14 protein-coding genes are annotated in these 14833 nt (G+C 64.3%); 12 read left to right on the top strand and 2 right to left on the bottom strand.

Annotation, left to right across the window (positions count from 1 at the left end):
* Positions 1–4 precede the first annotated feature (4 nt).
* From FDT80_RS07015 to FDT80_RS06985, 7 genes are all read left to right on the top strand, one after another.
* The gene (locus FDT80_RS07015; protein ID WP_138661466.1) at positions 5–1030 is read left to right on the top strand and encodes a phosphotransferase family protein; all 1026 of its coding nucleotides are present in this window, start codon (positions 5–7) and stop codon (positions 1028–1030) included.
* A gap of 2 nt (positions 1031–1032) precedes the next feature.
* Positions 1033–1830, top strand: coding sequence for an IclR family transcriptional regulator (locus FDT80_RS07010; RefSeq protein WP_138661465.1), 798 nt, complete (start codon positions 1033–1035; stop codon positions 1828–1830).
* Positions 1831–2338: 508 nt separating this feature from the next.
* Entirely contained in the window at positions 2339–3586 is a 1248-nt protein-coding gene (locus tag FDT80_RS07005) for a branched-chain amino acid ABC transporter substrate-binding protein (RefSeq protein ID WP_138661464.1), read from the top strand.
* Between the two features lie 89 nt (positions 3587–3675).
* Positions 3676–4632: a branched-chain amino acid ABC transporter permease gene (locus FDT80_RS07000; RefSeq protein ID WP_138661463.1), complete on the top strand. Its 957-nt coding sequence runs from the start codon at positions 3676–3678 to the stop codon at positions 4630–4632.
* Positions 4629–5918, top strand: a complete 1290-nt coding sequence (locus tag FDT80_RS06995) for a branched-chain amino acid ABC transporter permease (protein ID WP_138661462.1) — start codon at positions 4629–4631, stop codon at positions 5916–5918. The genes FDT80_RS07000 and FDT80_RS06995 overlap by 4 nt, the downstream gene beginning before the upstream one ends.
* Complete coding sequence (locus FDT80_RS06990) at positions 5915–6700, top strand: ABC transporter ATP-binding protein (protein WP_246039885.1); 786 nt, start codon at positions 5915–5917, stop codon at positions 6698–6700. Before FDT80_RS06995 ends, FDT80_RS06990 begins: the two co-directional genes overlap by 4 nt.
* A complete protein-coding gene (locus FDT80_RS06985; protein WP_138661461.1) occupies positions 6697–7401 on the top strand; it encodes an ABC transporter ATP-binding protein in 705 nt (234 codons plus the stop codon). The genes FDT80_RS06990 and FDT80_RS06985 overlap by 4 nt, the downstream gene beginning before the upstream one ends.
* Before the next feature lie 20 nt (positions 7402–7421).
* Here the strand turns inward: FDT80_RS06985 and FDT80_RS06980 are convergent, their stop codons facing one another.
* Entirely contained in the window at positions 7422–8027 is a 606-nt protein-coding gene (locus FDT80_RS06980; RefSeq protein ID WP_138661460.1) for a glutathione S-transferase family protein, read from the bottom strand.
* A 113-nt stretch (positions 8028–8140) separates the two neighbouring features.
* Between FDT80_RS06980 and FDT80_RS06975 the strand changes: the two genes are divergently transcribed.
* From FDT80_RS06975 to FDT80_RS06955, 5 genes are read left to right on the top strand one after another with little or no spacing between them, the layout of a single operon-like run.
* Complete coding sequence (locus FDT80_RS06975) at positions 8141–8896, top strand: enoyl-CoA hydratase/isomerase family protein (RefSeq protein WP_138661459.1); 756 nt, start codon at positions 8141–8143, stop codon at positions 8894–8896.
* 33 nt (positions 8897–8929) lie between these two features.
* Positions 8930–10165, top strand: a complete 1236-nt coding sequence (locus FDT80_RS06970) for a serine hydrolase domain-containing protein (RefSeq protein ID WP_246039909.1) — start codon at positions 8930–8932, stop codon at positions 10163–10165.
* Positions 10162–12135, top strand: a complete 1974-nt coding sequence (locus tag FDT80_RS06965) for an acetoacetate--CoA ligase (protein ID WP_138661458.1) — start codon at positions 10162–10164, stop codon at positions 12133–12135. Before FDT80_RS06970 ends, FDT80_RS06965 begins: the two co-directional genes overlap by 4 nt.
* Positions 12132–13004, top strand: coding sequence for an acyl-CoA thioesterase (locus FDT80_RS06960; protein WP_138661457.1), 873 nt, complete (start codon positions 12132–12134; stop codon positions 13002–13004). Before FDT80_RS06965 ends, FDT80_RS06960 begins: the two co-directional genes overlap by 4 nt.
* Positions 13001–14011, top strand: a complete 1011-nt coding sequence (locus tag FDT80_RS06955) for an amidohydrolase family protein (protein ID WP_212733842.1) — start codon at positions 13001–13003, stop codon at positions 14009–14011. The genes FDT80_RS06960 and FDT80_RS06955 overlap by 4 nt, the downstream gene beginning before the upstream one ends.
* A 49-nt stretch (positions 14012–14060) precedes the next feature.
* Here the strand turns inward: FDT80_RS06955 and FDT80_RS06950 are convergent, their stop codons facing one another.
* Positions 14061–14831 (bottom strand): SDR family oxidoreductase, encoded by a 771-nt coding sequence (locus FDT80_RS06950; RefSeq protein WP_138661456.1) that lies wholly within the window; start codon positions 14829–14831, stop codon positions 14061–14063.
* Positions 14832–14833 lie beyond the last annotated feature (2 nt).

Genomic DNA, 14833 nt, shown 5'->3' with positions numbered 1-14833 from the left:
GATCATGGACACGCAAACGCTGGATATCGCGGCGGTCGAAACCTACCTGAAAGCGCATCTGCCGGGGTTCGAGGGGCCGATCGAGGCACGCAAATTCCAAGGCGGGCAATCCAACCCGACCTTCTTGCTGAAAACGCCCGGTCATTCCTATGTCCTGCGCCGCAAGCCACCGGGCGTGCTGCTCAAGTCGGCGCATGCGGTGGACCGTGAATTCCGCGTGCAAAAGGCGCTGGCCGGCACCGACGTTCCGGTCGCCCGGATGCATCTGCTGTGCGACGATGACGACGTCATCGGATCGGCCTTCTACATCATGGATCACGTCGCGGGCCGCAACTTTACCGATCCGCGGATGGAGGGGTTGTCCAACGCCGAACGCGGCGCGGTGATCGACGACATGAACCGCGTGCTGGCCGCCCTGCACGAGGTCGATGTCGATGCGGTCGGCCTGTCCGACTATGGCCCCCCCGGCAATTATTTCGAGCGGCAACTGGGCCGCTGGTCCAAGCAGTACCGGGCGTCTGAGACCGAAACGATCCCCGCGATGGACAAGCTGATGGACGACCTTGCCGCCCGGATGCCCAAAGACGACGGCCAACGGACACTGGTGCATGGCGATTACCGCATCGACAACATGATCTTCGAGGCGGAGGGGACCAGGTGCCTGGCCGTGCTGGATTGGGAGCTGTCGACCATCGGACATCCCTACGCCGACCTGGCGTCGGTCATCATGCAATGGCAGATGCCCGCGGGCACCGAAGGGCGCGGGCTGGCGGGGATCGACCGCGCGGCGCTTGGCCTGCCCACGGATGCCGAATTCATCGCGCGCTACTGCGAACGGCGCGGGCTGCCGGGGGTGGACAACTTCGGGTACTACCTCGCGTTCTGCTTTTTCCGGATGTCGGCGATCATTCAGGGCGTGCTGAAACGCGCGTTGGATGGCAATGCCTCGAACCCCGAGCGCGCCCTGAAGGTAGGGCAATATGTGCCGGTCTTTGCGGAAAACGGTCTCAGGGCGCTGAACGAGGGTTGAGGATGGCGCAATCGGAATTCACCACCGACCCGGCCGAGGCGAAAGACCGCAATTTCGTCACCGCGCTGGCGCGGGGGCTGGATATCCTGCGCTGCTACCAACCCGGAGAGATCACGCTGACCAATGCGGATTTCGCCGATCGCACCGGGCTGCCCAAGGCGACGATCTCGCGGCTGACGCATACGCTCTGTGCGCTCGACTACCTTGTTGCCGATGCGCGCACCGGCACGTACCGGCTTGGCGCGGGGGTGCTGCAACTTGGCTTTGGCGTGATGGCGGGCCTCGATATCGGCGAGCGGGCGGAGGAAGAGATGACCGCCCTGCGCAACGGCCCGAACTCTTATATCACGGTGGCCTTGGGTGAACGCCACCGGCTCGATGTGGTCTATGTCGCGGTCCAGCCCTCGCGCGAGGATGTGTCGCTGTCGATGCGTGTGGGCTCTCGCCTGCCGCTGTTTTTCTCGGCCATCGGCCGGGCGATCCTGGTGGGGATGCGCGAGGACGAGCGCGCGGAGATCTTCGACTACGCCGCCCGGACGGAACCGGACACGCAGGCCGAACGCCTGTCAAGCTTTGCCCGTGCCCAGGAAGAATACGGCGATGTCGGCTATTGCAGCGGCTACGGCGAGTGGCGGGCGGATGTGAATGGCATCGCCGTGCCGGTGTATTCGCTGGGCGGGTCGCGGGTCTATGGGCTGAACGTTGGCGGCCCGTCGTTTCACGTCAAGAAGCGCCAACTGGAAAGCGTTTATGCCAAGCGTCTGATCCAGGCCGCCGAAGCGCTGAGCATCCGGGGCTGAGGTCTGGGCCGCGCGCTGGTGACGAAGTGATTCAACCGGGCGGAAGGTAGTTCCGCAGAGCGGAATAATTCGCGCCAAACGTGCGGCGTCGATCCGCCTTGCCGCCACAGTATTTCCCGGTTCGGCGCGGCGGTTATCGCCCCTGAATATTGCTGCAAGTGCGAGATACGCGCGCGGATGGTCCGCGTGCCCGCCTGGTCGCGTCGCTGCCCTCGATGGATTCCCGGCCAAGGTGTTGTTGTGAATAATTTAATTATAACAATGCGATGCGCGATGATGTCCTGTCGTTCAAGTGGGTGTTTGCGGACCCGCCGAACGTGGTTTGACGCGGCCGTCGCGGATAGTGCAGCGCAGCATTTCACAACGGGTAGAAACCGGCCCGGACGAGATTCATTTCGGGGTGCGCCAAAAGCTTGACTTTGGTCCCCGTTGTGCAAGGCTTTCGCAAGGACCCGACGCACATGAGATGCATTCAAACATGTTGGGGCCGTCCTAGGGAGGAAACCAAATGCTCAAGAAAACGACCACGCTTGGCGTGACAACCGCGCTGGCCTTGGTGATGGGTGCAAGTGCATCTTTCGCAGATACGATCAAGATCGCGTTCATCGACCCGCTTTCGGGGCCCTTTGCCAGCACCGGCACGAACGGTCTGCACCAGTTCGAATTCGCGGCTGAAAAGCTGGTGAACGAAAAGGGCGGTGTGCTGGGTGGCGAGATGTTCGAAATCGTCGCCTTCGACAACAAGATCAGCCCCAAGGAATCGCTGATCCAGCTTCAGGTCGCGATCGATCAGGGCATCCGCTTTATCGCGCAGGGCAACAGCTCGGGCGTGGCCAACGCGCTGACCGAAGCGGTTGAAAAGCACAACAAGCGCAACCCCGACAGCCGGGTCCTGTTTCTCAACTATGCCGCCGTCGATCCGGCGCTGACCAACGACAAGTGCAACTTCTGGCACTTCCGTTTCGACGCCAACGCCGACATCAAGATGGATGCGCTGACCGATGTGATGGCAAAGGACGACAGCATCAAGAAGGTCTATATCATCGGGCAGGACTATTCGTTCGGCAAGGCGGTGGCCGATGCGGCGGTGGCCAATCTGGGCGCGAAACGCCCCGACGTGGAAATCGTCGGCAACGAATTGCACCCCATCGGCAAGGTCAAGGATTTCACGCCCTACGCGCGCAAGATCGTGGCATCGGGTGCGGATGCGGTCATCACCGGCAACTGGGGCTCTGACATGCTGGGTCTTGGCAAGTCGGTGATCGAGAACGGGTATACCGGGCCGATCTATACCTACTATGCCGCCGGATCCGGCATCACGGCGGCCTTCGGCGAGCAGGGCAAGGGCACCATCCGCCTGATCGCGCAGGGCGAGATCAACCCCCCCGCGACACAGGAAGCGGCGGACATGTACACCGCCTACAAGGCCAAGTACCCGGACGGCAACATCGACCAGTCCCGCATCTTCAACGTGATCGACATGCTCAAGCTGGCGATCGAAGATGCCGGAACCGCCGATGATGTGGTCGCCGTCGCCACCGCGCTGGAAGGCATGGAATACGACAGCATGTGGGGCGGCAAGGTATTCATGCGCCCCAATGACCATCAGGCCATTCAGGACATGCATATTCACGCCCATACCGACGAAGGTGTGACCTTTGACTACGACAACTCCGGCTTCGGGCTTGTCACGGAGGAAACCGTGAAAATGGCGGCGATGGACAGCCCCAGCACCTGCGACATGAAGCGCCCCTGATCCGCGCTTCTGGCCTCCTGTCCCGGTTCGTCCGGGGCAGGGGGCCGCACACGCCGCGACCCTTGTAATCTGACCCGACCGGAGGGGCTATGGACCTCATACTCGTCAATCTGATCGACGGGCTGGTGACTGGACTCTTGTTGTTCATGTTGTCGGCCGGCCTGACCCTCATTTTCTCGATGATGGGTGTGCTGAACTTTGCCCATGCCAGTTTCTACATGCTGGGTGCCTATTTCGCCTTCCAGATCAGCCTGTTCTTCGGCTTCTGGATGGGATTGCTGATCGCGCCGCTGATCGTGGGCGTGTTGGGCGCGGGGGTCGAGAGGTACGGGCTGCGGCGGGTCCACCAATACGGGCATGTGCCCGAACTTATATTTACCTTCGGCCTGGCGCTCTTGATCGAAGAGCTGGTGCAGTTTCTGTGGGGCAAGAACCAGATGCCCTACGACATCCCCGAGGTCCTGCAATTCACCGCCTTTGCGATCGCGGGCAACTCGATCCCGGCGTACAAGATCTTCATGATCTTCGTGTCCGTGGGCATCTTCATCGCGCTGCTGTATATCCTCACGCGCACCCGCGTCGGCATGATCATCCAGGCTGCGCTCAGCTATCCGCGCACGGTCGAGGCGCTGGGCCACAACGTGCCTTTGGTGTTCATGGGCGTCTTTGGCGTGGGCACCGCGCTGGCCGGCGTGGCGGGCGTGATCGCGGGGCCGGTGCTTGGCACGTTCCCCGGCATGGCGTTCCTGCTGGGCTCCATCGTGTTCGTGACCATCGTGATCGGCGGGTTGGGGTCGCTTTGGGGCGCGTTGGTCGCATCGCTGCTGATCGGCTGGATCACCACCTTCGCCGCCGCCTACAATATCGCGTTCGCCGATATCCTGATGGCCATCGGGTTCACCATGCCCGAAGACCTGGACGACAGCGCGCTGCGCGATCTTTGGACACTGACCTTGCCGCAGATCGGCCCGATCCTGCCCTATCTTCTGATGGTGCTGATCCTGGTGCTGCGCCCGCAGGGCCTGTTTGGAAAGCGTGACGCATGACCGAGCAAGCCACCACACCGACCAACCTGCGCGCCGGCCGCATCAGCACGCTGAGCGCCGCGCCCTGGGTCATTGCCACGCTGTTCCTGCTGGCGATGCCCTTCATCTTTCAATCCAACTCCGCCATCACGATCATGAACCAGATGGCAATCACGATCATCTTCGCGCTCAGCTACAACATGCTGTTGGGGCAGGGCGGGATGCTGTCGTTCGGCCACGCGGTCTATATGGGCGTGGGCGGGTTCTTCTGCGTCCACATCATGAACATGGTTGAGGACATGAGCCTGCCGCTGCCGTTGCCCTTGCTGCCGATCTTCGGCGGGCTGTTCGGGCTGGGGCTGGCCACCATCGTGGGGTCGTTTTCGACGCGCAAGGCCGGGACGGTCTTTGCCATGATCTCGCTTGGCGTGGGTGAATTGATCGCGGCCTGTTCGATCATCATCGTGGCGTTCTTCGGCGGAGAGGAAGGCGTGAGCGGCGACCGCACCTATGGCCTGCCGTTCTTTGGCGTCGAATTCCTGCAACAGATCGAAGTCTATTACCTGATCGTGTTCTGGCTGATCGTGTCGGCGCTGCTGATGTATCTCTTCTCGCGCACGCCGGTGGGGCGCATGGCCAATGCGGTCCGCGACAATCCCGAACGGGCCGAGTTCCTCGGCTATTCCGCGCGCTGGGTGCGGTTCTATTCCTTTTGCGCCTCCGGGTTCTTCGCCGGGATCGCGGGGGGGCTTTTCGCCATCAACTACGAGATCCTGACCGAGGAAAACCTGAACCTGACCCAATCGGGGGCGATTTTGCTGATCACGTTCCTTGGCGGTATCGGGTTCTTCTTCGGGCCCATCATCGGTGCCATCGTGTTCACGCTGCTGCAAACCGTGCTCAGCCTTCAGACCGAGCTTTGGCAGCTCTATGTCGGGGCCTTGTTCGTGGCGACGGTGATGTATTTTCCCGGCGGCCTGGCGGGGGTTCTGATGATGCATGTTCCGGCCTTCCGGCTGGGCCGCGCGGGACATCTGGTGGTGCCCTATATCATCACGCTGATCCCCGCGATCATCGGCATTTTCGGCCTGTGTGCGCTGATCGAGATGATCTTTCATCTGCGCCACGCGCCCTTGGGCGAAAGCGAGATGACGCTGTTCTGGACCACATTCGACAGCCATGCCGTCGTGCCGTGGCTGATGGCGCTGGTCATCACGGTCGTTGCATTTGCCATCATGCGCCGCAACATGCCCACCCTGCGCGCGGCCTGGCACCGCGCCAATTCACTTGAGGAGGAGAGCGCATGAACGCGATGAACCGTTCTTCGGCGCCCGCGCCCGCGCTCGATATATCGGGGCTGAAGAAAAGTTTCGGCAAGGCCGAGATCATCCGCGGCATCGACCTGTCGATCGAAAAAGGCGAACGCCATGCGGTGATCGGGCCGAACGGTGCCGGAAAATCCACGCTGTTCAACCTGATCACGGCAAGGTTTCCGCCCACCTCCGGCACCGTCAGCCTGCATGGTCAGGACCTCGCGGGGCTGGCGCCGTTCCAGATCAACCGCATGGGCCTGTCGCGCAGTTTCCAGATCACCAACATCTTTCCCGCGATGACGGTGTTCGAAAACGTGCGCTGTTCGCTTTTGTGGTCCAAGGGGTACAAGTATTCGTTCTGGCACATGGTGGCGCGGTCGCGCGATCTGACCGAGGCGGCGGATGCGATCCTCGAGCAGATCAACCTGACCAACCGCCGCGATCTGCCTGCAGGCGTGCTGAGCTATGCCGAGCAGCGTGCGCTGGAGATCGGGATCACCATCGCGGGGGGCGCCGATGTCATCATGCTGGACGAGCCGACGGCGGGCATGAGCCATTCGGAGACGGATTACATCGTGGACCTCATTCGCAAGGTCACCGTGAACAAGACGCTGGTGATGGTGGAGCATGACATGGGCGTGGTCTTTGGCCTTGCCGACCGCATTTCGGTGCTGGTCTACGGCGAAATCATCGCAACCGGAAAACCCGAAGAGGTGCGCGGCAATCCCAAGGTTCAGGAAGCCTACCTTGGCGCCGCGCTGGAGGCCGAACACTGATGCTCGAAATTCAAGACATGCATGCCTTTTACGGCAAGTCGCACATCCTGCAGGGTGTGACGATGAACATCCAGGAGGGCGAGATCGTGGCCCTGCTGGGCCGCAACGGCGTGGGTCGCTCGACCACCTGCAAGGCCATCATGGGCGAGGTCACTCCGCGTGGATCGGTCCGGTTCAAGGGGCAGGAAATCGCGGGCCGCAAGGCCTTCGAGATCGCCAACCTCGGCATCGGCTACGTACCGGAAAACCGCGACATCTTTCCGGGCTTGACGACGCGGCAGAACCTGACGCTGGGCCTCAAGCCCGGGCAGAAGGACGGCGCGGGCCGGTGGTCGATGCAGGATATGTTCAACCTGTTCTCCAACCTCGACGAACGCGCGGATGTCGAGGCGTCGGTGTTGTCGGGGGGCGAGCAACAGATGCTGACCATGTGCCGCACGCTGATGGGCGACCCCGACCTGGTGATGATCGACGAGCCGACCGAAGGCCTGAGCCCGCAGATGGTGCAGCGTGTGGCCGACTTGTTGCAAGAGATCGCCAGGCGCGGCATCGCCACCCTGCTGGTCGAGCAAAAGCTGGCCATTGCGATGGATATCGCGCACCGGGTCTATGTCATGGGCCACGGGCAGGTGGTGTTCGAAGGCACGCCAGAGGAACTGCGCCAGCGCGACGACGTGCGCAAGGAGTGGCTGGAAGTGTGAGGCTCCGGCCGGTTCTGCGACTACAGCGCCAGCGCCCGTTCCAAGGCAGGTCGCGCCGTCAGGCGGTCGATATAGGGCTGGATGTGCGGCAGGTCCGATACATCGGCACCCGACCGCACCGCCCCGATCACCGCATGGCCGGTCATGATATCGGCGGCGGTGAAGTCACCCGCAAGATAGTCGTGATCCGTCAGCCGGTCGTTCACCGCGCCCAGCATCTGCGTCAGCAGCTTGCGCGCGCGTTTCACGTTCACCTCGTTGCGGCGGTCGGGCGGCAGCAGGATCGTCTCGACCGTGACGATGTTCACATGCGGCATGATCATCCCTTCGGCATAGTGCAGCCATTGCAGGTAGGCGGGGAATTCCGGCGCATCCGCCGCCGGGTGCAGCCGCCCGTTGCCATGTCGGGCCAGCAGGTATTGAACGATGGCGCCGCTCTCGAACAGGGTGACGTCGCCATCCTCAAGCGCGGGCACCCGGCCCATCGGATGCACCGCCCGGTAGCGCGGGTCGCGCATCGCCGGGTCGCCGAGGGCGAAACGCTCAAGCGTGTACGGCAGGCCGAGTTCCTCGAGCAGCCAGGCGATGCGAAGGGCGCGGGTGTGAGGGGCGAAATACAGTTTCATCGGCGGTCTCCGGTCGTCCTGGGGCCGCGCGGCAGGGCGGCGAAAACATTTGAAAACGTTATGTTTGCATGGGAAACCCTGTCAACGCCAACATGCGGACCGAGGGGGAGACAATGAGCGATACCGATCTGCTTTTGCGCGAGGACAAGCCGGGGGGCATTGCCATCGTCACGCTGAACCGCGCACCGGTGAACGCGCTGTCGCCGGCACTGCTGATGGAGTTTGGCGCGCTGATGGATCAACTGGCCGCCGACGACGCTGTACGCGCGGTGGTGATCAGGTCCGCGTTCAAGGTGTTTTCCGCGGGGCTTGACCTGAAAGAGGCGCAAGGCTTCGACCTGGCTGCGCAACAGGCGGTTGTCGAGGGGCTCAATACCGGGTTCCTGCGGCTTTTCGCCTGTCCCAAGCCGACGGTCGCCGCCCTGGGCGGAGCGGCGATCGCCGGCGGGCTGTTCTTCGGATTGGCCAGCGACATGCGCGTGGCGACCCCGCGTGCGCAGCTTGGGCTGGCCGAAGTGCGCGTCGGCGTCGATTTTCCCGTCGGTCCGATGGAGATCGCCCGTGCAACGCTGTCCCCCGAAATGCTGCGCCGCCTGATGCTGTCGGGGCAGCCCATCGGGGCGGAGACGGCGGCGCGCGCCGGCATCGTCGACACGCTGGCCGAGGAAGGCGAGCTGATGGAAACCGCGCTGTCCACGGCGCACGGTCTGGCGGGTCATCCGCCGCGCGCCTATGCTGCGGTCAAACGCCAGATCCGCGGCGACACAATCGCCCGGATCGAGGCCGCCATCGCCGCCGGGGCAAATGCGCCCGAGGACGGCTGGTTCACCGACGAGACAACCGCCGCCATGCGCCGCATGATCGGCTAGACGCATCACCGACGAAAGGCACCGACCATGGACATGAGCCGCCCCGCGCATCCGCGCTTTGACACCGACCGGCTGGACCGGATCGCCACCTGGATGCAGTCTTATGTCGATAGCCGGAAATTCGCGGGCGCGTCGGTCCTGATCGCCCAGGGGGGACAGGAGGTATTTTTTCACGCCGCCGGGCAGCGCAACATCGCGGCGGATCTGCCGTTCGAGCGCGATACCGTGGCCCGCATCTACTCGATGACCAAGCCGGTGACCTCCGTCGCGCTGATGATGCTGGCCGAACACGGGCTGTTGCACCTCGATGCCCCGCTCGGAGAGTTCATCCCGGCGTTTCGCGACATGCGCGCGCTGATCCCCGGTGCCACCCGCATCGACCAGACCGAGCCCTGCGCGACGCCCACACTCCACCAGCTTCTGACGCATACCGCCGGCCTGAGCTATCCGTTCAATCCCGGCGTGCTGCCCCAGGCCATGGAGGAGGAGGACATCCTGTTCCGCCCCGATCAGGGATCGCTGGCCGCGATGACAGAGCGGCTGGCCGCGCTGCCCCTGGCCTTCAAGCCCGGAAGCCGCTGGGAATATTCGGTCGCCATCGACGTGCTGGGCCGCGTGGTCGAGGTGGTGTCGGGGCAATCGCTGGCGGAGTTTTTCGAGGCCGAGATCCTGACGCCGCTGGGCATGGATCAGACCCGGTTTTCCGTGCCCGAAGGCACCGGCGATCGTTTCGCATCGCTTTACACGCCGCTGGCGGGGGGCGCGATGGCGCTGAACGCGGCGCGGAAAGGCGACGATCCGCTGCGGCTTGTGGACGTGGCGGGCCGGTCGCCGTTCGAGGCGGCGACGATGCAGTCGGGCGGCGGCGGGCTTGTTGGCACCATCGACGACTACATGGCCTTTTGCGAGATGCTCCGAAGGGGCGGCACCAACGGCGAGACGCGGATTTTGTCGCCGCGCACGCTGGGTTTCATGATGCGCAATCACCTGCCCGGCGATATCGCGTCGATGGGCGTGGCCAGCTTTGCCGAACAGCCGATGGAGGGAATGGGCTTCGGTCTTGGCGGGGCCGTGGTTCTGGACCCTGCGCGCGCCCGCGTCCCCGGCAGCATCGGCGATTTCAGTTGGGGCGGCATGGCCTCGACGTTTTTCTGGGTCGATCCGGTGCTGGACCTGTCGGTCGTCTTTTTCACCCAGCTTTCGCCGTCCAGCAGCTATCCCGCGCGCCCGCAGCTCAAGGCGCTGGTGCATGGGGCGCTGGTCGGATGAGCGCGCAGGGCGACATCCTGTGGCAGCCGACGACCGAGCGCGCCGAGGCCTCCACGATGGCGCAGTTCATGCGCTGGCTGAAAGACCATCGTGGCCTGACGTTCGACCACTACAACGCGATGTGGACCTGGAGCATCACGGATCTCGATGCCTTCTGGTCCGCGATCTGGGACTTCTTCGACATCCGCGCCAGCGTGCCCTGCACGCGGTTCATCGCCAAGCGCCAGATGCCCGGTGCCGAATGGTGCCCGGGTGCGATGCTGAACTACACCGACCAGATCCTGCGCCATGCCGATGACAGTCCGGACGCGGCGGCGCTTGTGGTCCAGTCGGAAACTTTTGGCCGGTCCGAACTGACGTGGCGGGACTTGCGCGCGCAGGTGGCCGGTGTCGCCGCGCATCTGCGCGACATGGGCGTGGGGCAGGGCGACCGGGTCGTCGCGATCCTGCCCAATACCGAGGTCGCGCTGGTGGCGTTTCTGGCCAGCGCCAGCATCGGCGCCGTCTGGTCGATCTGCGCGCCCGACATGGGCCACGTCGCCATTCTCGACCGGTTCCGCCAGATCGACCCCAAGGTGCTGATCGCACAAGACGGCTATGTCCATGCGGGCAAGACCATCGACCGCAGCGACGTGATCGAGGATATCGTCGGCAACCTGCCAAGCCTCGGCCAGGTCGTCATGGTGCCGGTCATTCGCGACCTTGCGCCGGGGCGCGTTGCCTGGGCCGACCTGATCCAGCGCGCGGCGGATTTCACGCCGACGCCCGTGCCCTTCGATCATCCGCTCTGGATCGTCTATTCCTCGGGCACCACGGGCAACCCCAAACCCATCGTGCATGGCCATGGCGGTATCGTGCTGGAGGCGGCCAAGCAGTCGCTGCATCACGACCTGACGCCGCGCGACCGCTTTTGCTGGATGACGTCCTCGGGCTGGATCATGTGGAACGCCCAGTGGATGGCGCTGGGGCAGGGGGCGACGGTCGCCCTTTTCGACGGGGCGCCGAACCATCCCGACATGGGCGTCGTCTGGCGCTTTGTCGCGCAAGAGCGGCTGACGTTTTTCGGTGCCGGGGCCGCGTTCTTTTCCGGCTGCATGAAGGCCGGCGTCACCCCGCGAGAGGACGTGGACCTGTCGTATCTGCGCTCGCTCGGGTCTACCGGATCGCCGCTGTCATCGGATGCCTACGACTGGATCTACCGCGATGTGAAGCCGGACGTGTGGCTGGCGCCGATCTCGGGCGGCACGGATCTGGCGGGGGCCTTCGTGCTGGGCCACCCGATGATGCCCGTGCGCGCCGGCGAGATGCAGTGCCGCGCACTGGGCAATGCCGTGCGCGCCTTTGACGAGGAGGGCCGCGAATTGATCGGCCAGGTGGGCGAATTGGTCTGCACCGAACCCCTGCCGTCGATGCCGCTCTATTTCTGGGGCGACACGGACGGCAGCCGCCTGCACGACAGCTATTTCGACACCTATCCCGGCATCTGGCGGCACGGCGACTGGATCGAGATCAACGAGAGGGGCGGATCGGTGATCTACGGTCGCTCGGACGCCACGATCAACCGGCGCGGGCTGCGCCTGGGCAGCGCCGAGATTTACCAGGCCGTCGAGGGGCTGGAGGAAATCCAGGATTCACTGGTCGTCGATCTTGAGTTCCTGGGCCGCGACAGCTTCATGCCGCTTTTCGTGGTGCCGCGCCCTGGCGTGGCCGTCGATGACGCACTCAAGGCCAAGATCAACGCCGCGATCCGCGCGAACGTGTCGGCGCGCTTTGTTCCCAACGAGATCGTCGAGGTGCCGGAGGTGCCGCGCACGCTCTCTGGCAAAAAGCTGGAAGTGCCTGTAAAGAAGCTGCTTCTGGGCGGCGATCCGGACCGGATCGTCAACCGTGACAGCATGGCCAACCCCGACAGCTTTGACACGTTCATCGCCTATGCCGCCGCCCGCAGCCAAAAGGACGACCCCAAATGACCGACGCCGTGGCGCAAGAATTGCTTGATCTTCTGGACATCGAACAGCTTGAGGTCGATCTGTTTCGCGGCATCGGATCGGGTGGCGAGACGAGCACCCGGATCTTTGGCGGCCACGTGATCGCGCAGGCGCTGATGGCCGCCTACCGCACGGTGCCCGACCGCACCTGTCATTCGCTGCACGCGTATTTCATCCGCCCCGGCGATCCGGCGATCCCGGTGATCTACCAGGTCGACCGCGCCCGCGACGGCGGCAGTTTCACCACCCGCCGCGTGGTGGCGATCCAGCATGGCAAGCAGATCCTGAACATGTCCGCGTCGTTCCACATCGACGAGGACGGCTGGGACTATCAGCACAGGATGCCGCAGGTCGATGGCCCCGACGGTCTGCTGAACCGCGAGGAACTGCGCGACCGCGACGTCGACCAGATCCCGGAAAAATTCCGCAAGGATTTCCTGCGCCAGCGCCCGATCGAACTGCGCGAGGTCGCACCGCGCGACATAATTCAACCCGAACCGGCAGACGACCGCAACCACCTGTGGTTCCGGATGGAGGCGGCCAGGGGCCAGCCCGCAATGATGCAACATTGCCTGTTGGCTTACGCCTCCGACATGAACCTTCTGGGATCGTCGCTGCGCCCGCATGGGCTGACGTGGTTCAAGGGCGAGGTGATGACGGCCAGCCTTGACCACGCGATGTGGTTTCACGCGCCGGTCCAGTTCGACGACTGGCACCTCTATTCGATGGATGCGCCCTTCACCGGGCACGCGCGCGGCTTCAACCGCGGTTCGATCTTCAACCGCAACGGGGTTCTCGTCGCCAGCACCGCGCAGGAAGGGCTGATGCGCCCCATCAAACGAAAGAAATGACTTGGACCCCGGGGATGGAGCGGCGCGACGACTGGCTCGCGCAAACCACTGAACCCATCCTCGATCCACGGCGCGACATCGTCGATCCTCACCATCACCTGTGGGTGCACGGCGATACCGTCTACGATCTGGCGGCGCTTTGGTCCGACACCGGTGCGGGGCACAACGTGGTGCAAACGGTCTATGTTGAATGCCGCTCCTTCTATGGTCGCGGCGCTTCGCCGTCGTTGCAGCCGGTGGGCGAAACGGCGCATGTCGCGCGTCTGGCGGCGGGTATGGCCCAGCATCCCGACCGCGCGCAGATTGCCGGTATCGTGGCCCATGCCGACCTGCGCGACCCCAACCTCGACGCGGTGCTCGACGCACATCGCGCGGCGGGCGGTCCGCTGTTCAAGGGCATCCGACACTCCGGCGCCTACGATCCCGACCCGGCGGGGTTGATCGTGCCGGCCCGCGGTACGCCCGGCCTGTACGCCGATCCAGATTTCCGGCGCGGGGTCGCCCGGCTGGGCGCGCGCGGGCTCAGCTACGACACTTGGCACTATCACACCCAGACCGCCGAGTTTCTTGCCCTCGCGCAGGCGGTGCCCGACACGGTGCTGGTCCTCGATCACCTTTCCACGCCGCTGGGCGTGGGCCGTTTCGCCGGACGGCGCGACGCGATCTTCGACACGTGGCGGCGCGACATGGCCGCGCTTGCCAAATGCCCCAACGTGGTGGCCAAACTGGGCGGGCTTGCGATGCCCGACAATGGCTGGGGCTGGCACCTGCGCGCCGCGCCACCGGGCTCCGAGGAAATCGCCCAGGCCTTCGCCCCATGGTTTCACCACATGATCGACCACTTCGGCCCCGCGCGGTGCATGTTCGAAAGCAATTTCCCGGTGGACCGCACGGCGCTCGGCTATCCGGTGCTGTGGAACGCCTTCAAACGCATGGCTGCGCAATACGACCAGGCAGCGCAGGCGATGATGTTTTCTGGCACCGCCCGCGCCACCTACCGTCTTTGACTTCTTTTGTTTCCAAATATCCCGGGGTCCGGGGCAGCGCCCCGGTTCTTCACTCAAATCCTCCGAACCGCCGGTTCAGTTTGCGCATCCCGCCGATCCAGCGGTCGTAATCCGCCGTCTTGTGGCGCATGTAGCCCAGCACCTCCTTGTGCGGCAGGACAAGGAACGTCTCGTCCCGGATGGTCTGCACGCAGGCCTCCGCCACCGGCTCCGGCTCCATCATGCCATCGATGGCGGCGACGTGGTCCTCGTGCCCGCGGGTCATCTCGGTGCGGACGGCCTGCGGGCACAGAACGGATACCTTGATCCCCTGGTCGCCATAGGTCATCGCGAGCCACTCGGCCAACCCCACGGCGGCATGTTTGGTCACGCCGTAAGGGGCCGACCCCACCTGGTTTAGCAGGCCCGCCGCCGACGCGGTATTCAGCAGATATCCCCCGCCGCGCGCGGTCATCAGCGGCACCAGCTTGCGCGCGGCCCAGACGTGACTCATCACGTTGATGTCCCAGATCCGCTGCCAGTCGTCGTTGGGCACTTCGACGCCCCCCGCGATCGAGATCCCGGCGTTCGAGCAGAACAGGTCGATGGGGCCCAGCTCGGCCTCGACCCGGTCGATCATCGCCGTGATCTCGGCCTCGCGGCTGACGTCGACGGTGATCGCGGTGCCGCCCATGTCCGCCGCGGTCTGCGCGACCCCGGTGGCGTCGCGGTCCACGCAGATGACATGGCGCGCGCCCTCTTGGGCAAAGCGGTGGCACAGCGCGCGGCCGATACCGCTCGCCGCGCCGGTGACGACGATTATTTTATCTTTCAAATCCATGG

The organism is Sulfitobacter sabulilitoris (genome assembly GCF_005887615.1).
GTDB lineage: Bacteria > Pseudomonadota > Alphaproteobacteria > Rhodobacterales > Rhodobacteraceae > Sulfitobacter_E > Sulfitobacter_E sabulilitoris.
This window is presented reverse-complemented; position numbering and strand designations above follow the sequence as displayed.